The 20711-nt window shown below is 57.5% G+C and carries 17 protein-coding genes and 1 riboswitch; of the genes, 12 read left to right on the forward strand and 5 right to left on the reverse strand.

Annotated features, from left to right (window positions below):
- The first annotated feature begins 13 nt into the window (after positions 1–13).
- The 4 genes from fliM to GFR01_RS07830 are packed head-to-tail and all read left to right on the forward strand — an operon-like array spanning position 14 to position 4828.
- Positions 14–1123 (forward strand): flagellar motor switch protein FliM, encoded by a 1110-nt coding sequence (gene fliM / locus GFR01_RS07815; protein WP_099181959.1) that lies wholly within the window; start codon positions 14–16, stop codon positions 1121–1123.
- A 17-nt stretch (positions 1124–1140) separates the two neighbouring features.
- On the forward strand, positions 1141–1644 hold the full coding sequence (locus tag GFR01_RS07820; protein ID WP_099181960.1) for a DUF6468 domain-containing protein: 504 nt from the start codon (positions 1141–1143) through the stop codon (positions 1642–1644).
- A 5-nt stretch (positions 1645–1649) separates the two neighbouring features.
- The gene (locus tag GFR01_RS07825; RefSeq protein ID WP_099181961.1) at positions 1650–2375 is read left to right on the forward strand and encodes a MotE family protein; all 726 of its coding nucleotides are present in this window, start codon (positions 1650–1652) and stop codon (positions 2373–2375) included.
- Positions 2372–4828, forward strand: a complete 2457-nt coding sequence (locus GFR01_RS07830) for a tetratricopeptide repeat protein (RefSeq protein WP_099181962.1) — start codon at positions 2372–2374, stop codon at positions 4826–4828. Before GFR01_RS07825 ends, GFR01_RS07830 begins: the two co-directional genes overlap by 4 nt.
- 9 nt (positions 4829–4837) lie before the next feature.
- On the opposite strand, the gene GFR01_RS07835 is transcribed toward GFR01_RS07830, so the two are convergent.
- Positions 4838–5353: a TetR/AcrR family transcriptional regulator gene (locus GFR01_RS07835; RefSeq protein ID WP_240284701.1), complete on the reverse strand. Its 516-nt coding sequence runs from the start codon at positions 5351–5353 to the stop codon at positions 4838–4840.
- On the opposite strand from GFR01_RS07835, the gene GFR01_RS15935 reads away from it, so the two are divergent.
- The 6 genes from GFR01_RS15935 to GFR01_RS07860 all read left to right on the forward strand — a co-directional run bounded on the left by GFR01_RS15935 (position 5352) and on the right by GFR01_RS07860 (position 13125).
- Complete coding sequence (locus GFR01_RS15935; RefSeq protein ID WP_240284700.1) at positions 5352–5534, forward strand: hypothetical protein; 183 nt, start codon at positions 5352–5354, stop codon at positions 5532–5534. The two genes, GFR01_RS07835 and GFR01_RS15935, sit on opposite strands and share 2 nt — an antisense overlap.
- A 79-nt stretch (positions 5535–5613) precedes the next feature.
- Positions 5614–6828, forward strand: coding sequence for an efflux RND transporter periplasmic adaptor subunit (locus GFR01_RS07840; protein ID WP_099181963.1), 1215 nt, complete (start codon positions 5614–5616; stop codon positions 6826–6828).
- A gap of 6 nt (positions 6829–6834) precedes the next feature.
- A complete protein-coding gene (locus GFR01_RS07845; RefSeq protein ID WP_099181964.1) occupies positions 6835–10011 on the forward strand; it encodes an efflux RND transporter permease subunit in 3177 nt (1058 codons plus the stop codon).
- On the forward strand, positions 10008–11462 hold the full coding sequence (locus tag GFR01_RS07850; protein WP_099181965.1) for an efflux transporter outer membrane subunit: 1455 nt from the start codon (positions 10008–10010) through the stop codon (positions 11460–11462). Before GFR01_RS07845 ends, GFR01_RS07850 begins: the two co-directional genes overlap by 4 nt.
- A gap of 12 nt (positions 11463–11474) precedes the next feature.
- Positions 11475–11816 carry a hypothetical protein gene (locus GFR01_RS07855; protein ID WP_010504078.1) on the forward strand — a complete coding sequence of 114 codons (342 nt, stop codon included), beginning with the start codon at positions 11475–11477 and terminating at the stop codon, positions 11814–11816.
- A 169-nt stretch (positions 11817–11985) separates the two neighbouring features.
- The gene (locus tag GFR01_RS07860; RefSeq protein ID WP_099181966.1) at positions 11986–13125 is read left to right on the forward strand and encodes a pyridoxal phosphate-dependent aminotransferase; all 1140 of its coding nucleotides are present in this window, start codon (positions 11986–11988) and stop codon (positions 13123–13125) included.
- On the opposite strand, the gene pnuC is transcribed toward GFR01_RS07860, so the two are convergent.
- Genes pnuC through GFR01_RS07875 form a run of 3 tightly spaced genes read right to left on the reverse strand, consistent with a single transcriptional unit; the run spans position 13110 to position 17201 of the window.
- Positions 13110–13685, reverse strand: a complete 576-nt coding sequence (gene pnuC / locus GFR01_RS07865; protein WP_099181967.1) for a nicotinamide riboside transporter PnuC — start codon at positions 13683–13685, stop codon at positions 13110–13112. The two genes, GFR01_RS07860 and pnuC, sit on opposite strands and share 16 nt — an antisense overlap.
- Positions 13676–14821, reverse strand: coding sequence for a phosphotransferase enzyme family protein (locus GFR01_RS07870; RefSeq protein ID WP_099181968.1), 1146 nt, complete (start codon positions 14819–14821; stop codon positions 13676–13678). Before GFR01_RS07870 ends, pnuC begins: the two co-directional genes overlap by 10 nt.
- Positions 14822–14825: 4 nt before the next feature.
- Positions 14826–17201 (reverse strand): TonB-dependent receptor, encoded by a 2376-nt coding sequence (locus tag GFR01_RS07875; protein WP_099181969.1) that lies wholly within the window; start codon positions 17199–17201, stop codon positions 14826–14828.
- 84 nt (positions 17202–17285) lie between these two features.
- Positions 17286–17420: riboswitch (TPP riboswitch) on the reverse strand.
- Between the two features lie 194 nt (positions 17421–17614).
- Here GFR01_RS07875 and GFR01_RS07880 point away from each other — a divergent pair.
- Positions 17615–18844 (forward strand): MFS transporter, encoded by a 1230-nt coding sequence (locus GFR01_RS07880; RefSeq protein WP_174694680.1) that lies wholly within the window; start codon positions 17615–17617, stop codon positions 18842–18844.
- Positions 18841–19434, forward strand: coding sequence for a YdcF family protein (locus GFR01_RS07885; protein WP_244902202.1), 594 nt, complete (start codon positions 18841–18843; stop codon positions 19432–19434). The genes GFR01_RS07880 and GFR01_RS07885 overlap by 4 nt, the downstream gene beginning before the upstream one ends.
- Here the strand turns inward: GFR01_RS07885 and GFR01_RS07890 are convergent.
- Positions 19428–20687 (reverse strand): AGE family epimerase/isomerase, encoded by a 1260-nt coding sequence (locus GFR01_RS07890; protein ID WP_099181971.1) that lies wholly within the window; start codon positions 20685–20687, stop codon positions 19428–19430. The two genes, GFR01_RS07885 and GFR01_RS07890, sit on opposite strands and share 7 nt — an antisense overlap.
- Positions 20688–20711 lie beyond the last annotated feature (24 nt).

Consider the following 20711-nt stretch of genomic DNA (forward strand, 5'->3'; position numbering starts at 1 on the left):
GGAGGCGGCAAACATGGATGGCAGGCAGTCAGATCAGGTTTCGGAAGAGAACGGCGATATGCCGACTCCCAAATTTGCTCTCTCCATGGACGATCTCGGATTTCCGGAAGAGGATGACGGTACGGGCCGCATTCTCAATCAGGCTGAAATCGACAGTCTGTTCGGAAGTGACGCCACTCTGAAGGGGGGTGGCGACGGGAATGGTCTGGAAAGACTGATCACGACGTCCTCCGTCTCCTATGAGCGTCTGCCCATGCTGGAGGTGGTCTTTGACCGTCTCGTTCGTATCCTGACGACAAGTCTGCGGAACTTTACCAGCGACAATGTTGAAGTTTCGATCGACCGCTTGAATTCCCTGCGGTTCGGGGATTATCTGGAGAATGTTTCCGGCCAGTCGATGTTCGCGGTCTTCAAGGCGGAAGAGTGGGACAATTACGGAATTCTCATTCTCAGCTCTTCTCTGGTCTATAGCATTATTGATGCTCTGCTCGGCGGTCATGACCGTGTGCGGTCCGCAGTGGCTAGCGAAGGTCGTCCGGAGGGACGTCACCATACGGCGATTGAGCGGGCTCTGATCGAGCCGCTGATCCGTGTGATCCTGAGCGATCTTTCCATGAGTTTTAGCCCACTTTGTGCCGTGAATTTCCGGTTGGATCGTCTGGAGCTGAATTCCCGCTTTGCGACCATTTCACGCGCCACGAATGGCGTTGTCATGGCTCGGTTCGGGATCGACATGGATGGGCGGGGAGGTGACGTGGATCTGATCCTGCCTCATGCGACGCTCGAGCCTGTTCGTGAGATCCTTCTCCAGCAGTTCATGGGCGAAAAGTTCGGGCATGACGGGATCTGGGAAAGCCATCTCGCACAGGAACTCTGGAACACAGACGTGACCCTTGATGCTGTTCTGGAAGAGCAGACCATGAACCTTCAGGATATTCTGACCCTCTCCCCCGGGGATCGGCTCGTGCTGCGCCGCGACCCGACATCCCTTGTGCAGATGCGATGTGGCGGCAAGACGGTTTTCCGAGGGCGCGTCGGGAAAAAGCAGGGACATGTGGCTGTCCGTATCGAAGAAAATCTTATTGGGGGAGAGGCCGCTGAACGGCCCTCCGCCTATAGCTGAAAAGACGGAGCGTTTTCATGGACAGGTTCCAGCTTGGGCTTGAAATCGCCCTGTCAGTACTGCTGCTGGTGACGATTTTCTACAGCCTCTATCTTGGTCGCGCACTCGCTGTGATCCGGCGTGACCGTGGGCAGCTTGATGCATTGATCATGAGCCTCGAAAGCAGCAGCGCGCAGGCGCAGTCAGGCATCGATCACCTTCGTCAGACTACGGAGATGGTGGGACGTGCACTTGGGAAGACCGTAGAATCCGGAAAGGTGCTCAAGCATGAGCTGACGGCATTGTGCGAGCGCTCCGAAGCGGCTGCACAGGTTCTTGAAGGCCGCACGCCAGCACCGAGGGAGCCAAGTCCGGCGGCTATGGCTTATGCGGATGAGGGAGACACAATGCCTCTACGGACCCCTCTGCGACCGCGAATGGATGAAGGGCGATTGGGTAGCGTAGGAGTAACCAAAAGCCCGGTCGGCAAAAGTGCGGCTGAACGCGAGCTTCTGCGCGCGCTTCGTCAGAAGCAGGGGTAAACAAAATGTTTTTCCGCCTGCTCCATATCAGCTGTGGCCTGATGATCGTGCTTCTGGGCATCAAAGTTTACGATCTTGTTGAATATGTTGGTGCCGAGCCTTCCACAGGGTCGTCGCTGGTTGCATCCGCTGTCGCGCAGCCCTCTGCGGCCCCTGTCTCTGCCGAGACGTCAACTCAGAAGGCCGATACGTCGCCTTCAGTGGAAAAAAAGCCTGCGGCTGTTGCGGCTCCTGTGCCTGCCACAGCAGATCTCTGTAAGGCAGGAGGGTGCCAGGGAACGCCTCAGGCTCCCCAAAGCGTGGCCGCAGAAACCGTCGACCCCGCTTTGAAAGCAGAACTGAATGCGCGCCAGCAGGAACTGGACCGAAAGGCTGAGGCGCTTGATGAGCGGCAGCGTCTGGTCGATGCCGGGGAAGAGGAGCTTCAGCGCCGGATGACGGCCCTACAGGCATCGCGGTCTCAGATCGAAGACAGCGAGCGTCATTCTGATGAGCTTTTGAACCAGGATACGGACCGGCTTGTAAAAATCTATGAGGCCATGAAGCCTGCTGATGCGGCTGTTATCTTCAATATTCTGGATCTCAGGGTGGGTGTTGGTCTGCTGAACCGCATGAGCTCTCGCAAGGCTTCCGCAATTATGGAAGCGATGTCACCGCAGCGAGCCATTCTTGCGACCCAGCTTCTTGCAAACATTCATGCTCATGCTGGCCCGCGTGGTATCAACGGATGAGCGTGCGGCGGATTTCTGCCTTGGCACTGATGCTGATGGCCTTTGCAGAAACTGCACTTGCAGGGCCATCGGTATCGTCTGCGAAAGATATCTCTCTTCCGCCAGGATGGTCATTTTTGAATGATCCTTCTCCTCTTCTCTCTTCCAGCGTGCCGAAAGGAAACGATCAGGCCCAGAAAAACGGAGACAAGAAGGGCGCGAGCGTTGCCAAAATTGCTTCTCCACAGTCTTCGTCTGCCAGTCAGGACGTAACCGGTTTGTGGCTGCCCTTGGGGGAAAGAACCCCCATTGCGGCTTTTCGAAAAGGGGGACGTCTCGTTCTTGTGGCAGGGGGACGTCACCCTCTTGATACTGCGGCACTGGGCGGAATCGCCCCTTTTGGGGCCGTGCAAAGCCAGATTGTGGGTGCCACCACACTGGTGCGGATCAGTTGTCCGGTCGATGCGGCTCTTACACTCAAACCTGTCGCCGGGGGATGGACGGTATCTCTGGCTTCTGAGTCTTCCAGCGCAATGCAACTGGGCCAGGAAGGGCCGGCGCTTACCTTCACGCCACCTCAGACCAGTGATGCCATGCAGGTTCTCACATTTCAGGACCCTGACTCAGGGCGGCGTCTTTTGCTGGGGTTGGCGCAGAGTGGATCAGTATCGGATGCCATGGCTCGAAGGGGAGATGGGTTTGAGATCCGCCCCAGCCTGATTGGAGTAGTCGTTGCAGCGGATTCTGACGCGTTGGAGTTGCGACAGGCTTCCGGAAAATTCTTTCTGGATCGGATAGGGCCCGGAAGCATACCTCTTCTCGCGCAGGGAAAAATGGCAGCGTATGGAGCCTCAACAGCAGGGGTCAGGTTGGGAGAAGTATCTCCAGAAGCCCTTCAGTCCGCGGCATATCATGCGTGGATATCCGCTGCGACGTCTATTGCAGGGCAGAGGTTTGACGCCAGGATTCGTCTGGCTCAGGAGATGGCCCGTTTAGGGAATGGACCTGAGCTTGCCCAGATTCTTCAGACGGCGCTGGAGGATCAACCCGAGGGTATCGCCCGGTCCGATGTAAAACGACTGCGGCAGATTGCTGCTGTTCTGAATATGCGCCCTGCGGAAGATCTGCGAAACGAGGAGGAAGGCTCCGCGCCTGAAGATCAGTTCTGGCGGGGAATGGCGCGCACAGTCCCCTCAGGTGCAGGAAAGGCAGGATCAGATCAGGAGCGTGCGCAGGCTGCAAAGCTGATAGCAGCGGGTCTGCCATCAATTGCTTCATACGCAAAGCCGTTGCGGCATCGTCTTCTTTCCCCAGCGGCCGAATGGGTTGTGCGGTTTGGAGATGGCGAAGACCGGACTGCTTTTCGAAACATGCCAGAAACTGCGGATACAGCCTTGGCCCATGCGCTGCTTGCTGCGCAGGATCATGATCCTGGTGCTGCGAAAAGGCTGGAGACACTTGCTGGGTCGCCGTCTCCAATGGTTTGGCCTGTAGCGCGGGAGGCGGGGCTAAGACTTGCGCTTGAGACGGGTCAGATGCAGCCCGGAGCAGTAGGTGAACGTCTGGATGCACTGATGCCGGCTTTTCGGATGGCAGGTCGCGAGCGAGAGGCAAGGTTGCTGTCAGTGGACGCCTTTATAAAAGCAGGACAATGGCGGAAAGCCTTGCAGGCTGTTCAGGATGGTCAACAACTTTACGGTACGACAGCGTTTCCCGGTCGGGAGCGTTTATCTGATGTTGCTAAGGGAGTCGCCTCTCACTCACCGGATAAAGCAGACGACGCGCTGACTGAAGCTGACCTTTTGAAAAAAGCGGTCCTTGCAGCCACGGGAGAGAATGGCATTCAGCTCAATTTCCTAAAGGCTCTTGCCAGCCGTTATGCGATTTTGGGTTTGCCCGCAGCTCAACGGGATACGCTTCAGGCTCTGCAGGAATTCCAGCAAGGCGAGGATGCTGAGAAGACAAATCTTCAGATTGCGCGGCTGGATTTAAACGCGGGAAATCTGGAGGCTGCACTGCACGCCCTTCCTCCCGAGGAGCCAGCAGGGATTAGGGCACTGCCGGGCGGCCATTCTGAAGCTTCTGAGGTCGTCCTTATCCGGGCGAAAATTGCGCTGGCTCAGCAGAATCCGCAAAAGGCGCTCGGATATTTGCAAGGTCGTTCGGAGCCGGACGCTCTGCAAATGCAGGCTGATATTCTGGAGCAGCAGAAAGACTGGGGAGGCGCAGTTGCAGTTCTAAAAAATCTGCTTCAGCCTTTGTTGTCGACCCCGAGCGGGACGCAAAGCCCATTGACGTCGGCAGAGAGCGATCTTGTATTGAGAATTGGAGCAGATGCATCCCGGGCACATGATGACGCAACGCTTGCTGTTCTGGGTAAGCAATTTTCTGCCAGAATGAGTGGGCAGCCCTCAGCTTCGATGTTCCGATTGTTAACAGAGGGGAAGGCGTCTTCACCTCCCGCGGGGGGGTGAGGGCCTCATTTACTTTTGGTTGCTATGAGCCTTCAGGAACGTGTTGACCCCATACTCAATGAAGTGCGTAAGATTTTCACCTTCTTTGGGAGGCTTGCAATGAGTCAGATGCGCCAGAAGAGGCCCCCCAAGCGTCATGCTGAAAAGAAGATCTGCTGCTTCTTCCACGTCATTGATCTGAAGATCACCTGAATCGACATGCTTTGAGAGCAATTGTTGGACGGGAAGAGCACGTCCGGACAAATGGAACAGGTCTGCCACAATTTGACGCACAGCTGGATTGCGTGTGGTTTCAGTAATGATGGACTTGAGAAGGCCCAGTCGCTCCTCGTTAAGAAGCTGTTCGGCAATCAAAAGCATCATCAATTGCAACTGCTTTTGTAACGGGTCTGTTTCTACAGGTGTGTAGGGGATAGGGGCAAAAAGTCGCTCAATGATGAGTGTTTCGAAAAGAGACTTTTTCGACTCAAAAAACTGGTAGAGCGTCTTTTTAGACATGCCAGAGCAGGAGGCGATGCTGTCCATGGACGCTGCATGGTATCCATGGGTCGTCAGCATTGAGCTCGCAGCGTTCAGGATACGCGTTCTGCGTTCCACATCGTCCAGCGTACTGTTCTGGTCGCAGCAGCGAAGCTTTCGGGCGTCGGACAGGGCGGCAGAACTGCTCAAGATCAACTCCGGGGATTATTCGTTCAAACCGAATTGACGATCATCAAAGAAACCGGCTAGTTTCCAGCTCAACTGGAAACTGCGTGGTTTCTGTATCACAGGATAGCGGCTGTATCATGCCTTCTTTTCAGAAAACATTCTTGATGTCCTCAACAGCTGCCGTCTCGGGGAAAGATCATCATCGGCGGCTGTCGTCTGGATTGGTGTTGCCTCTGCTTGTGGCGCCCCTTTTGCTGGCAGGCTGTCACAAAAAGCAGGCGATGCCTCAGATGCCGCCGCAATCTGTTGGCGTTCTCACGTTGCAAACCCAGCCTGTCACGCTGGAAACATCCCTTCCGGGCCGTACGGAAGCCTATGAGCAGGCGCAGATCCGACCGCAGGTTAACGGTGTGATTGTTTCGCGTGATTTTGAACAGGGGGCGGACGTCAAAGCGGGCCAGCAGCTCTTTCAGATCTACATTGCTCCATATCAGGCAGCCTACGATCAGGCCAAAGCCCAGCTTTTGAACGCTCAGGCGGCAGCAAGCCGTGCGTCAGGGCAGTTGCGGCGTTATGCGCCGCTCGTAAAAGCGCATGCTGTCAGTTCACAGGATTATGACAACACTCTGGCCACCGCTCGTGAAGCCGAGGCGCAGGTGGCACAGGCCAAAGCCAATCTGGAAGCAGCGGCCGTCAATCTCAATTATACGCATGTCCGTGCGCCGATTGATGGGCGCATTGGTCGTACGCTTTACACGCCGGGCGCTTTGCTGACGGCTGGCCAGACGCAGCCGATTGCTGTCGTAACGCGGCTTGATCCGATCTATGTGGACGTCAATCTGGCTGCAGCGGACATGCTGCGTCTGAAGCACGAACTTGCGACGGGTCAGGTCGAGCGCAAGGGGGATGACGCTGCTGCTGTCGGCCTGAAGCTTGAAGACGATTCCGAATATCCGCAGCGCGGTAAGCTTCAGTTGTCGGAAGTCACGGTTGATCCGGCTACCGGTACTCTTGTCATGCGTGCTGTCTTCCCCAATCCGGATCATCTCCTGCTGCCAGGCATGTTCGTACACGCGCATGTTCGCGAAGGTATTGATCCGAACGGACTTCTGGTGCCCCAGGTTGCTGTACAGCGGGACTCCAAGGGTAATCCGTATGTCATGGTTGTCGATGCGAACAACAAGGTGCAGCAGCACAGCATTCAGACAAGCCGCACCATAGGAACCGACTGGCTTGTCACGGATGGCGTCAAGGCGGGCGACAAGGTTGTCGTGAATGGTCTTCAGAAGATTCAGCCGGGCGCGACTGTCGCACCTCAGGAAGCGCCTGCTCCTGCTGGAAAGGCCGGGTAACCGCACATGACGCTCTCACGCTTTTTTATTGATCGGCCGATCTTTGCCTGGGTCATCGGGCTGATCATCATGCTGGTCGGTGCGGTGGCTATCACCCGCATGCCGATCGCACAGTATCCGAGCATTGCGCCCCCGCAAATCGCCATTTCCGTCATGTATCCTGGTGCGTCTGCCGAGACGGTGAACAACACGGTTGTGCGCCCGATCCTGCAGCAGATGTATGGTCTGGATCATCTCGAATATCTGTCGGCTTCCTCCTATGCGAGTGGCCAGATGGAAATTGATCTGACCTTCGAGCAGGGCACCAACCCTGACATTGCGCAGGTTCAGGTTCAGAACAAGCTCCAGCTTGCACAGCCGCGTCTGCCGTCGGAAGTGACGGCTCAGGGTCTGAGTGTCACGAAGGCCACCAAGAACTTCATGATGGTTCTGGCCTTCATTTCCGAAGACGGCAGCATGTCCGGTCAGGACATTGCAGATTATGTGGCTTCCAACATTTCCGATCCGCTGTCGCGTGTTTCGGGTGTGGGTGATCACACGCTGTTCGGTTCCGAATATGCGATGCGTATCTGGCTGGATCCCTCGAAGCTCTACAATTACGGCCTGACCGTCGGAGATGTGGAGGCAGCCATCCAGGCACAGAATATTCAGGTTTCTTCTGGTGAGCTTGGTGGTCTTCCAGCCAAAAAGGGCATTGGAATTGACGCGACGGTCATTGGTCCGACGCGCCTCAGTTCTCCTGAAGAATTCCAGAAAATTCTTCTGAAGGTTCAGCAGGATGGCAGCCAGGTTCGCCTGAGCGATGTTGCACGCGTTGAACTTGGCGCACAGAGCTACGCGTTGGGCTCGATGTACAACAATCACCCTGCCGCTGCGATGGCTCTGAAGCTGGCGCCAGGTGCGAACCAGCTTCAGACGGAATCTGCCGTCCGTGCTCGTATGGGTGAACTCCAGCGTTATTTCCCGGCTGGTCTGAAGCTGGTCTATCCGCTCGATACCGAGCCGTTCATCACGCTCTCCATCAAGGAAGTCATCGAGACGCTCGCGGAAGCGATCGTGCTGGTGTTCCTCGTGATGCTGGTCTTCCTGCAGAACTTCCGTGCAACGCTGATCCCGACGATTGCCGTGCCGGTTGTGCTTCTGGGGACATTCGGCCTGCTGTCAGTGATGGGTTACAGTGTCAACACCCTGACCATGCTGGCCATGGTGCTGGCTGTTGGTCTGCTGGTGGACGATGCCATCGTCGTGGTTGAAAACGTCGAGCGCGTCATGACGGACAAGGGGCTTTCTCCAAAGGAAGCGGCTCGTGTGTCCATGGATGAAATCTCTGGCGCACTGATCGGTATCGTTCTGGTGCTGACGGCCGTGTTCCTGCCGATGGCCGCGTTTGGTGGTTCCACCGGCGTGATCTATCGCCAGTTTTCCATCACGATCGTTGCTGCGATGTGGCTCTCTGTCCTTGTGGCAATGGTCATGACGCCAGCGCTTTGCGGCTCGATGCTCAAGCCGACGCACAAGGGGCATGATCGTGGGCCGGCAGCCTGGTTCAACCGGACATTCGATCGGGTGACCAACGGTTATCTGGGTGGTGTAAAGCGGATGATCCGCATGCCGGTCATCAGCATGATCGTGTTCGTTGTCGTTACTGCTGGTGTGGTGTTCCTGTTCAGCCGCGTTCCGGGCGGGTTCCTGCCGGATGAAGATCAGGGCATCATTTTCGGCCAGGTCACGATGCGGAACAACGCCACACAGGAGCAGACTGCGGCCGTCAACAAGAAGGTCACGGACTATGTGCTGAAGACGTATGGCAACTACGTCCAGTCGGTCTTCACCATGACGGGCTTCAGTTTCGCAGGGCAGGGTCAGACGGCGGGTGCGTTCTTCATCCGTATGAAGCCTTGGGATGAACGTCCGGGCTCGGCTCATACGACGATGACCGTTTCCCGCGAGATCATGATGCATTTCTGGATGGATCCGGATGCACAGATCTTTGCCGTGAACCCGCCTGCCGTGATGGAACTGGGTAACGCCACGGGTTTCGATCTGGAGCTGGAAGACACAGGCCATCTGGGACATGCGGCCCTGCTGGCTGCGCGTAATCAGGTTCTGATGGAAGCTGCCAAGAACCCGCTTCTGCAGGCTGTTCGTCCGCTCGGTATGGAAGATGCACCGCAGTTCAAGCTGGACATCAACCGTGAACGTGCGAATGCACTTGGTCTGACGAATGCGGACATCAACACGACGCTGGAAGGCGCTTTGGGCTCCATTTACGTCAACCAGTTCATGCGTGATGACCGTGTAAAGCAGGTCTATATTCAGGGTGAGCCCTGGGCTCGTATGACGCCTGAGGATCTGAACCGCTGGTATGTCCGCAATACGACTGGCACGATGGTTCCGTTTAATGCGTTTGCATCCGGAACATGGGAGAGTGGGCCGCAGAAAGTCGAAGACTACAACGGCCTGAACTCATACGAAATTCAGGGTCAGCCGGCTGTGGGATCGAGTTCCGGTCAGGCCATGACGGAAATGGAGAAAATCCTCGCCAAGCTGCCGCGTGGCATTAGCTATGAATGGACTGGCCTGTCTTACGAGCAGCTGGCTTCCAGCGGATCGACCGGGCCGCTTTATGCCTTGGCCGCTGTTGTGATCCTGTTTTGTCTCGCAGCGCTGTATGAGAGCTGGGCCATCCCGTTTGCGGTGCTTCTGGTGCTGCCTCTGGGTGTGCTGGGCGCGATTGCGGCAACGCTGGGTCGTGATCTTTCCAATGACGTCTATTTCCAGGTTGGTCTGCTGACGACGGTTGGTCTCTCGGTGAAGAACGCGATCCTGATCGTGGAATTTGCCAAGGCCTTCTTCGAGGAGGGTCAGTCTCTTGAAGAATCCGTTCTGGAAGCGGGCAAGGAGCGTCTGCGCCCCATTCTCATGACGTCTATCGCCTTTGTGTGTGGTGTGTTCCCGCTTGCGATTGCGACGGGTGCCGGATCTGCTGCGCGTGTGGCGATCGGAACCTGCGTTGTGGGTGGCATGGTGTCGGCAACCCTGCTGGCTATCTACTTCGTGCCGGTGTTCTTCGTGGTTGTTCTGCGTCTCTTCCGAGTGGTTCGTATCCGGGATCGCAAGAACCCATACGATCACCTGGATAATACTACGACACCCGCTATCGAAGGGGAGAAGGGCGCATGAAGGCCCGTCTTGGATTTGCCGCACTGCTGATGCTGTCAGGGTGCAATATGGCGCCTGTCTATCATCAGCCCACCCAGCCCATGCAGAACGCCTACCCGCAGGACACAGGCTCTAAAAACGTCTCTTCGGCGGCCAAGGTCTATAATCTGGGCTGGGAAGATTTCTTCACGGACCCGCGCTTGAAAGCTCTGGTCCAACTGGGCCTGAGAAACAACCGGGATCTGGCGGCTCAGGCTGCTGCCATTACGGTGGCGCGTGGGCAGTATGAAATTCAGAACGCGTCCCTGTTCCCGATCATCTCGGCTGGTGGGCAGGGCATGTTCATGGCTCCGTCGAGCACGGCAGGCTTCTCTTTCGCACCAGGACTTGGCACCTCTATTTCCACTTTGAGGCTGTATCAGACGTCCATCGGATTTTCGTCTTATGAAGTCGATCTCTGGGGGCGGATCCGGAACCTGACGAAGCAGCAGGCTGAGACGGTTCTGAACAGTGTCGAGGGGGCGCGGAACGTTCTGATCACGACGGTGTCCCAGATCGGCACGACCTACATCCAGTGGCTTGCGGATCGTGAGCAGCTTCGGGTCACGCGTGACACGCTAAAGTCCCAGCGCGATACGCTGCGCCTGACACAGCTCTCGTATGACAATGGCGAGACGGATGCCCTGACGCTGGCGCAGGTCAAGACGCAGGTCGAACAGGCTTCGGCCAATGAGGCGCAATATACGCGTGCCGTGGCGGATGACGAGCATGCTCTTCAGGTTCTGGTTGGCGTGCCGTTGCCGGCTGATCTGCCGCCGCCGGCGCCGTTTGGCGCCCAGACGATGATCAGTGATCTGCCTGAGGGGCTGCCGTCAGACCTTCTGGCCCAGCGTCCTGATATCGTAGCGGCTGAGCACACTCTGATTGGTGCCAATGCGAATATTGGCGCCGCGCGGGCTGCATTCTTTCCGAAAGTGACACTGACGGCGTCCGAGGGCACAAGTTCGCTTCAGTTCCGCAAGCTGTTTACACCGGGCGCAGAGACTTGGACGGTCTCTCCGTCCATCAGTCTGCCAATCTTCACCTGGGGGCAGAGTGAGGGAAATCTGCGGATGGCGAAGGGGCAGAAGCTTCAGTACGCCGCGCAGTATGAAAAGACAGTGCAGACGGCCTTCCGGGAAGTGTCTGATGCACTGACGGCGCGTGAGACGTACACGGCGCAGGACCGGCATATGCAGGAACTCGTCGGTCAGTCCCAGAAAGCTTATGATCTGGCCAAGATGCGTTATGACGCCGGAATCGACAGCTATCTGACCACGCTTGAGCAACAGCGTACGCTCTATCAGGCTCAGCAGAACGCCATTCTGGTTCAGGCCGCCCGTTTCCAGAACCTTGTCACATTGTATCGCGCACTGGGAGGTGGCTGGAGCCAGAAGACGGTTTCGCCTACAGTGCCTGCCGCAACGCACTGACCGGAGAGCATCATGCGCAGGATCCTGACTTCCACATTGGCGGTTCTCGCCCTGACGGGCACCGCCGTCGCGCAGGATGCGGATGGGGACGGCCCGAAGAAGCCGGACATGCACGAACTGTATCGCAATTCCTCTCTTCCCCGGAGCCATGCCGATTTCAGCCGCTTCACGTACCGGCCACCGGGGGACAAGGTCATTGAGCAACCAGATGCTTTCCGTCTGCTGTTCCGCACCCGTGATGGTCAGCCAGATGGTTACGCAGAACGTCGTGGCAATGCGGTGATCTATTATGATCGTTATGGCAAGGTCACGCATGTTCAGCCTCTGCCGGAAGACGATACAGCCTCCAACTGAGGCTGGACTTTTCGTTTGGTCCAGATGACTGGGCAGACGGCGGGAGATGGGCAGAAAGCCTGTTTCCCGCCGTTTGTGTTTGTAGTGGGTTTGCCTGCGTACAGCGTTCAGGCCATCATGCATTTTCCTTTTTTCTGCTGGCTAGGCTGGCATTTTCCCCGGGTTTCCGATGACTGTTCCTGACATTGACCAGTTCCATGCCATTGCCATCAGCAGCCTTGCGCACAAACTGGCTGCCGAAGGGCGCAGCATCATTCACATGGAGTTTGGTCAGCCTTCGACCGGTGCGCCCCAAAAAGCTATTGAGCGGGCGCAGCATGTTCTTGCGACTGATCCGATGGGCTACTGGGAAAGCCAGCCCCTGAAGGAGCGCATCGCGCGCCATTATCAGGACATGTACGGTGCGACGGTTCAGGCCGATCAGGTTATTCTGACCTGTGGGGCTTCGCCTGCTCTGGTTCTTGCCCTGACAAGCAGCTTTGTTCCGGGGCAGAGGGTGGCGCTCGCCCGTCCGGGTTATGTGGCGTATCGCAATACGCTCCGGGCGCTTCACATGGAGGCCGTCGAGATCGAGTGTGGAGAGGCCGAGCGTTTCCAGCTTACGGCGGATGCTGTGGCCGCGATTAAGCCTGCGCCGGATGGTCTCATCATTGCCAGCCCGGCCAATCCGACAGGCACGATTCTTGGGGATGAAGAACTAAGGGCTATCCTGAAGGTCTGCCGCGATCGTGGTATCCGCGTGGTGTCAGATGAGATCTATCACGGCCTGAGCTATGGAGATCCGGCTCATTCCGTTCTGGAATATGAGCCGTCTGCCATGGTGGTGAACAGCTTCTCCAAATATTTCAGTATGGCGCCGTGGCGTCTCGGGTGGCTGGTGGTTCCCGTTGATCGGATTGATGCAGCGCGCGCTCGGATGGGCAATCTGTTCCTGACGCCTTCTGCGCTGAGCCAACATGCCGGACTTGTGGCTTTTGACTGCGTGGACGAGCTGGAAGGCCATCTCGACACTTATCGCCGCAACAGAGACCTGTTGCTGGCGGCGATGCCGGAGATGGGGCTGACGCATATCGCGCCTCCTGATGGGGCGTTTTATATCTACGCGGATATCAGCCATCTCACGGATGCCAGTCTCGCTTTTTGCCGTCGGCTGCTGATCGAAACAGGCGTTGCGACTGCGCCGGGCGTGGACTTTGACCCGGTGAATGGGAACCGTTTCATGCGGTTCAGCTTTGCGGTGTCCACGGACCGGATTGAAGAGGCTGTGCGCCGTATGGTGCCCTGGTTTGCGGCTCAGCCCAGACGCTGATCCGCCTGTTCAGCGGCTCGCCAGCGTAGAAGGCCCTGTAGAGCGAGTCCGATGAAAACCGCATACAGCACGGCGGTTGGGTACAGGTCGCGTGTGAGGAAGAGCAGCACGTACGCTGTGTCGATCACGAGCCACATCAGCCAGCTTGCGGTGTGGCGTCGGGCGGCCCAGAGCTGTGCCACGATGCTGTAACTGCTGAGCATGGCATCGGCGAGAGGTGTGGGGTCGTCCGTAAAGCGGGCGAGGCAGAACGCCCAGAGTCCGCCGCCGATAAGACCTGCCAACAAGCCGGCACTGGCCGTGTAGGCTGAGAGGGGCCGGATGTGGAGGGTAGCGTCTCCTTGCGAGCCATCTGTTTTCCACTGCCACCAGCCGTAAAACAGGCAGCCACAGAATACGGCTTGCAAGGCGGCATCCGCATAAAGCCGTGCTGCGAAGAACACCCAGCCATAAAGCACGGCAGCGATCAGTGAGACTGGCCAGCAGGCCATCTGGCGTTTCGCTGTCAGCCAGACACCTGCGGCGCTGAGAAGAGCGGCGAGAAGCTCGGTCAGGGACATGAAGCGGTCTGTTCCAGAGTGTTTTCAAGCCAGCTTAGAAGCGCCTGACCGTCTGGCCCTGCGAACCAGTGTGCATGACCGAGGAGATAGTCCGAATAGGCCACGGTTGCGGAAGCTTCGTCGTGCACGAGGGTGCGGTAATACGAGACTTCCGAGAGTGCGAATTCGACATGTACCAAGGGGAGAAACGCGACGACCAGTCTGCGCTCGGTCGGTGAAAGCGGATGGATGGAGTGATACCCGGCGAGCAGGGCTGTCAGTTGATCCCATGCCACTGTGTAATCTGGAGCAAGCCACGTAATGGCAGTGCGCTCGATGGCGACGGCGAGGTCATAGGCCGCGCAGGTCCGGTCTGACATACCGAAATCGAAAATTCCGCAGATCTCCGCTGTGGGATCGCTGGATGTCCAGAACTGGTTCGAGGGGTGCCAGTCTCCGTGTCCCCAGAGCGGTTCGATGTCGGGCAAAAGGGGTTTGAGACGGTCATAGAATGGGAGCAGGACTTTGAGATCCTGCTCCCATGACGGTGCTTGAAAGAGGGCGTTCAGTCCGGGTTGGGATTTGCCCCACTGGGCGAGACCCGCCTCAAGGTCTGGCTGGGTAATGGCCTGAAAACTGGAGAGCAGCAGGCGGTCATTCGGGCGCGCAGGGGCTGCGTATTCTTTTGAAGCGAGATGGAGACGCGCGAGTGCCCGTCCTGCCGTATGGGCTTGGTCAACGCAGAAAAACGGCTCCCAGGACTGAACATCCCGATACAGGTCCGAGCCAGGAAGCGGGCGAAAGACTTCGTAAATCCAACCGTTTTCTTCCACGACAGAGCGACCCGTGCGATCTTTCAGCGGAACGTGCAGCGGGAGGCCCTGTATAGCGAGATGCCTCATGAACGCATGTTCTTCCATGAGGGCGGTCTGATCGCGCAGGCGGGGATCATGCCGTTTGAGGAACAGCACGGGTCCATTGGCCAGATTTATGAGGGCGGTCGCAGAAAAGGGGCGCTGGCCGTGCCACAGAAGAGTATCCGGGGTGAAGGCCAGAGCAAAGTGTTTCAGAACACGGCTTGCTTCATCCAGCGTCAGCGGCGGCCAATGCCGTTCAGCCTGCACACCCTTGACGCCGAACTGTCCGGGAACAGTCACGAGTTCAGAAGCCTGTGGACGCTGTGAACAGGGCCGCGAAACCGCCGCCGACGTAATAACTCGGAGCGCTCCCACTGATCGTGCTGCCGTAAATACCGTTCGTGTCCTTTGCGTTCAGGGTCGGGCTGGCAACGCCGGAGAGGGAGCGCTCATTGGTGATGTTGATGAAGTTCAGGCGCAGGGTTGGTTTGTGCAGGCGAGACACATCACCGAAGCGATAGCCGACGGAAATATCGCCAGTCGTACGGTCTGACATCCGCTCATCATTCATGAAGGTTGCGTATTGGTGCCCGGTGTAATGCAGGGTGGCGACGCCAAAGATATGCCCGTCATCGTAGCTGATGCCAGCCGCGGCCTGAAGTGTCGGGCTTCGAACGGCGATTCTGCCCTTGGTCGGCAGAAGGTCGCCGCCGGAGGCGATGTTGTTATCAATGGTGGCGTGTAGATACTCGCCCGAGACGTAAGGGCTAAAGTGGTGCCAGGGGCGGAGGCCGATTTCCACATCCACGCCGCGGGAGGTCTGGCCGCCGGCATTCATGGTCGTCTGAATGATGGAGCCGTTCTGGGAGGCCAACGTTGAGATCTGGCGGTTGGTAAAGTTGTAGTTGAACAGCGTCAGGCTGCCGATGATCCATTGTCCTGTGCGGCGATATCCCAGTTCTTCTGAAATAGAATATTCGTTGCGGACGTCTGCGCTGCCTGTTGTCGCGAGTGCGCCGGAGGTTGGGTCATAGGTGTTGTAAAGGGCTGTCTGGTCAGGCGCGCGGAAATTGGTCGTGGCGTTGAAGAAGATCTGGTTCTGCTCATCAATGCGCCAGCGGACGCCAAGACGCGGCAGAGGCTCCATGCTGTTGGATGCCACGCGATACTGGGGGCCGGGAACATTGTTCGTGCCAGCGCGGCTCATCATGACGGCCTTGAAACCGGCTTCGATGGTCAGGCGATCATGCAGGAGCGAGATATGATCGCCCACATACAGTGCGTTGGTCTGGGAAATGGTGTGGAAGCTGCCGCCCAGCAGTTTCTGTCCGTTCGCAAGATGGATCAGGCTGCTGCTGTTTTCCGCCCAGATATCGCCTGAAGCGCCGGTCGCGGAAACGGTTGTGAAGGGCTGCTGCTCGTTGTCGTCTCCGTAATCATACCAGTAACCGAGGACGAAATCGTTCCAGCCGGTTTTGTAATGCAGGGTGGAATTGAATCCGGAGCGATAACTGCGTTGCGTGTAGTTGGCACGCACGACAGCGGTGCCATCCTGTGCATTGGGCAGCGTGAGCGTGTCACTCAGGGGTTGGGTGCCGTTATAGAGACCGGTTTCCGTCAGTGTGGAGCCGCCCGGAACGTTGCCATAGGCGAACTGTGCGTAAGGTGTGACGTCTAGGGAAAGCTTATGCGTCAGATGCAGATGGACGGGCGCGCCTGCATAGAAGGTGCGTTCCGGGTCACGCCACAGACGCCAGTAATTAACGGCGTTGTCTGCGTTGGAGGCGTCATAATGGCCTGCAAGGTTGTTCGCGCCATGAATGCCATCGGCTTTCCAGCTTTCCATCGTAACCTGCGGATAATAGCTGGTGATGGTTGTATTGAAGGAGCCAATGAGGCTGGCGCGGTTGCCTTGACCCCATTCCTTCAGGAACTTGAAATCGACATGCTGGCGTTTGTCCCGCCCCGGCCCACGCCAGTTGTCGCTGGCGCTGTGGGAGTAGGATACAAAGCCACGAATGCCGGAATTGCCGATGTTGCCTGTTTCAAGGCGAATGAATTCGCGGTTGGTGTCGAAGGAGCCATAGGAGACGCTGGCGAAACCCCCGGCCTTTTGTGACGGATCGAGAAAGGACAGGCTCATCAGGCCACCGGCGGCGTTCAGGACGGGACTGTCCAGATCGGCCGCCCCTTGGGCGAGCGCGACCTGACTGTAGTTCTCACTGTCAGCGAACTGGCTCGGATATCCGGAATAATAGGCGACATCGTTCAGCGGCGTGCCTTCCAGCACATAACCGATGGCGTCATTGTTCAGGCCGCGAACGGTCAGGTTGGTGTTGGGCGAAAAGCCGAACGGATCGGATGTGGCAACGTTGGCGCCGGGCAGCATGGAGGCAAGCTGATAGGCCGTCGCCATCGGGGGCTGCTTGTCCATGTAATCGCGGCTGACGGTGCTGATGGAGCGCACGCTGTTTTCCGGTCGGATCAGGCCACCGCCGGGCTGGTGCCCGGGCGCGCTGTCAGAGATGCGGTGAACGGTAATGTACTCGGTTTTCGGGGCACTGGAGGCAGGTGGAGTGAGGGCTGTGGTATCAGCCGCGCGCACCGTACCAGCACACACAGTCAGGCCGAGCAGAACCGCAGGGACGGGACGCGGCCTGTATGAAAATCGGTTGCTCATGAACGTCGTGTCCCGCCTGCAAGACTACGATCCCGCCCAGGCAGGACAGGGACGACGAGAGACACCGAAAATCCAGTCTGTGGATCTGTCAGTAGCCACCATCCCTCCGCCAGCATGAACTGGATCAGGTTCGATGGGTCACTGCGCCGGTCTGCCCCGCAACGGAACACACCCTCAGCAGTCTCTCAGCCCTTTGACAGGGCACCCCAAGGTGAAGAAGCACTCCATCCATGGGAGACAGGGGAATGTCAATCAGGAACGTCTTCAAAACTTCGTCGATGGCGTGTGGCCATAACGGAGATGAGAAGCTCGCTTTCGTGGAATAACCCTCGACATCCAACGGAAGATTCCTGACAGTGGGTGGATGCCCGTCTGTCCGCCCATCTGTTGTATTTCAGTTCGAAGGATCGCCTGTGATCGGTGAGACCTTCCGTTCCCTGGGGCGCCCCAATTATCGTATCTGGGCCATGGGGTCCGTGTTTTCCAATATCGGAACATGGATGCAGCTTACGACCCAGGACTGGCTGGTCCTTACAGAACTGACAAACCACGATGCCATGGCTATCGGCATCGTCATGGCCCTTCAGCTCGCTCCCCCGCTTCTGCTTATCCTTTGGACCGGCCTCGTTGCGGATCGGGTTGAGAAACACAAATTCCTCCTGTTCACGCAGGCGGCACTGGGCACTCTGGCGGTTGGTCTTGGGCTTTTGGTCATTACAGGCACGGTTCGGCTGTGGCAGGTGGATCTGTTTGCTTTTCTCAGCGGCTGTGTGGCGGCGTTTGACAGTCCTATCCGGCAGACATTTGTCGGCGAGCTTGTGGGAGAGAAGGATCTCCCGAATGCGGTCGGCATCAACTCCATGTCCTATAATGCCGGGCGTATGATAGGCCCGGCAGTCGCCGGATTTTGCATTGCAGAGGTTGGGTCGGGCTGGTCCTTCATGCTGAATGGTCTGTCGTTTTTCGGTGTCACGGCCTCCCTTTTGCTCATCCGCAGGGATACTTTGTTCCGTTTTGAGCGTGCAAAGAAAAACGAGCGGAATGCTTTGACGAGTGGTCTGCGTTACGTCTGGGCGCGGGAAGACCTGCGAACCATTCTGGTGATGTTGTTTATCATTGGTGCTTTCGGGCTGAATTTTCCGATCTTTATTGCGACCATGGCCGTCAGTGTTTTCCATGTTGGTGCGCACGGTTACGGCGTTCTGAATTCTGCCATGGCGATCGGGACGCTGCTTGGCGGATTCCTGGCGGCACGTCGGGTGCAGGCAGATTTTGATGTGCTGCTGAGAGGCTCTGTGATTTTTGGCGTGGGCTGTCTGTTTGCGGCTCTGGCACCAGGGTACTGGATCTTTGCGCTGGCGCTTATCATTACGGGAATGTCGTCCCTGACCTTTACGGCAACCAGCAACAGCTTCATGCAGCTCTCCAGCGAACCTGCGATGCGCGGGCGTGTGCTGGCGATCCGCTTTGCTGTGTTTGCCGGTGCGTCTCCATTTGGGGCGCCTGTGGTGGGGTGGGTGGCCAATTCGTTTGGGCCGAGATGGTCGCTTGGGGTCGGGGCACTTTCAGGATTTCTGGCCGCGGGCGTGGCGTTGCTCTACATCACCCGTGTTCGCCAGCAGCAGAATGAGAAGCATCTGTGAAGCGCTCGCTTTTAAAAGCCGGGCTGGTAGCGCTTTGCGTTTTGGGCCTTCTGCTGACTGCTTGGTGCGGCGTTGTCGCGTGGTGCGGTGTGCGGTCTTCTGTTCAGCCTGCCGAAATGGCTGTGATCTTTGGAACGGCTGTCACGGATCAGGGGGTGCCGAAACCGGCCTTGCGGGATCGGTTGGAAAGCGGACTGGATCTCTGGAAAGAGCATCATGTGCGAACCTTGTTGGTCAGCGGTGCCGTCGAGACGGAAAACCATCAGGACGAAGCCGAGATCATGGCGCACTGGCTGGAGGCGCATGGTGTGCCAGCATCAGACATCATCGTAGATTCACAAGGCAACAACACCTGGCTCACCGCCTTGCATGTAGCGGAAGAATCTCCCGATGGCGCTGTTGTGGTCTCACAATGGTTTCACATCATGCGTGCGGAATGGGCCCTCCGCCATGCTGGCGTAAATCGGGTTTCAGGGGCGTATCCACCACGGTTTCGCATTCCGGAACTCTGGTATCTGTTCCGGGAAGCGGTGGCACTGCCAGTTTATGCCCTGACGAAAACGCTACCTTCCAGAGATGGGGCTCAGTAAGGGACGCCAATCTGTTCAATCGCCGTGGCGAGCGACGGTGACAAAGGCATCATCGGAGCAAGGGTGGCCTGATAGGCGTGATACAGATCGCCTTTTCCCTTGTAGATATGTTCGGTGGGTTCGCCTTCAGGGCTGACTTCGTTGAACCAGCTTCCGAAATCGCGATCAATCAGGGTCGTATCGATATAGTCCCAGATCGTTCTGTACCAGTGCTCGTAATGTGGATTACCGGTGCGCTTGTACAGGTTGATGGCGGCCGTCAGGGCTTCCGCGTGTGCCCAGTGCACACGGGATCGGATATGCGGCTTGTGCTCCCAGTCGATCGTGTAAACCATGCCGGGCAGGCCATCGACGTTCCAGCCGGTTTTCATGCCAGTCTCGAATAATGCCTGTGCATCATGGAGCATCCAGCCGGGGGCTTTTTCTCCTCGGCGCAAAAGAGCGGCTTCCAGCTTCACGGTCAGATGGGACCATTCCACGAAATGTCCGGGCGTCATGCCATAGGGGCGTAGGTCGTCTGTGGGTTTGTCTTCATGATAATTTCGCAGCAGATCCCAGTCCCGGCTGAAATGTTCTGGCATGGCAAAGCCTTGTTGGGACGCCAGGTCATGAACAAACTTCGTGACGATCCGCAGGGCGCGATGCAGCCATTTTACATCCCCGGTAACATCCGCGAGAGCCATAAAGGCTTCGGTGGAGTGCATGTTGCTGTTGGCACCGCGGTAGTTTTCTTCGTCTGACCAGTCGTCCGCGAAACTCTCGCGCATCACGCCTTCTTCTTCGGACCAGAAATGGGTCTCAATCTGATGGATGGCGTCCTTCAAAAGAGTATTCGCGTCTTCCACACCAATCAGCACTGCGGAGGACGCGGCCAAGGCAACGAACGCATGGAGATAGGCCTGTTTGCGATCATGAGGACGATCCGCAAAATGATTCCAGCCACCGTGTTCCTGGTCACGGAACGAGGTCAGGAGCGCATTCACGCCGTGTGCAACGAGGGGCGCGCTGCCCGGAATGCCCTGAAGTTCTGCTGTCGCATAAGCGTGGACGCAACGCGCGGTAAGGGTGGCTTCCGGCTTTGCGCCTTCTGGCAGATGTCCCTCTAGATCCAACCCTGCAAAGCCGCCATCAATGCAGCCTTCCTTGCTGAAATCCAGCAGTCGGCGTCCCTGCATTTCGAGCCACGCCCGGTGGGACGGCCGCCGGATCCAGGCGTCCCGGCTCAAAAGGCTCGGAGAAAGGCGATCGGACATAAAAACTCCACACTGCGCTTGTAG

Origin of the sequence: Gluconobacter frateurii, assembly GCF_002723955.1 — a bacterium.
GTDB classification, from domain to species: Bacteria; Pseudomonadota; Alphaproteobacteria; order Acetobacterales; family Acetobacteraceae; genus Gluconobacter; species Gluconobacter frateurii.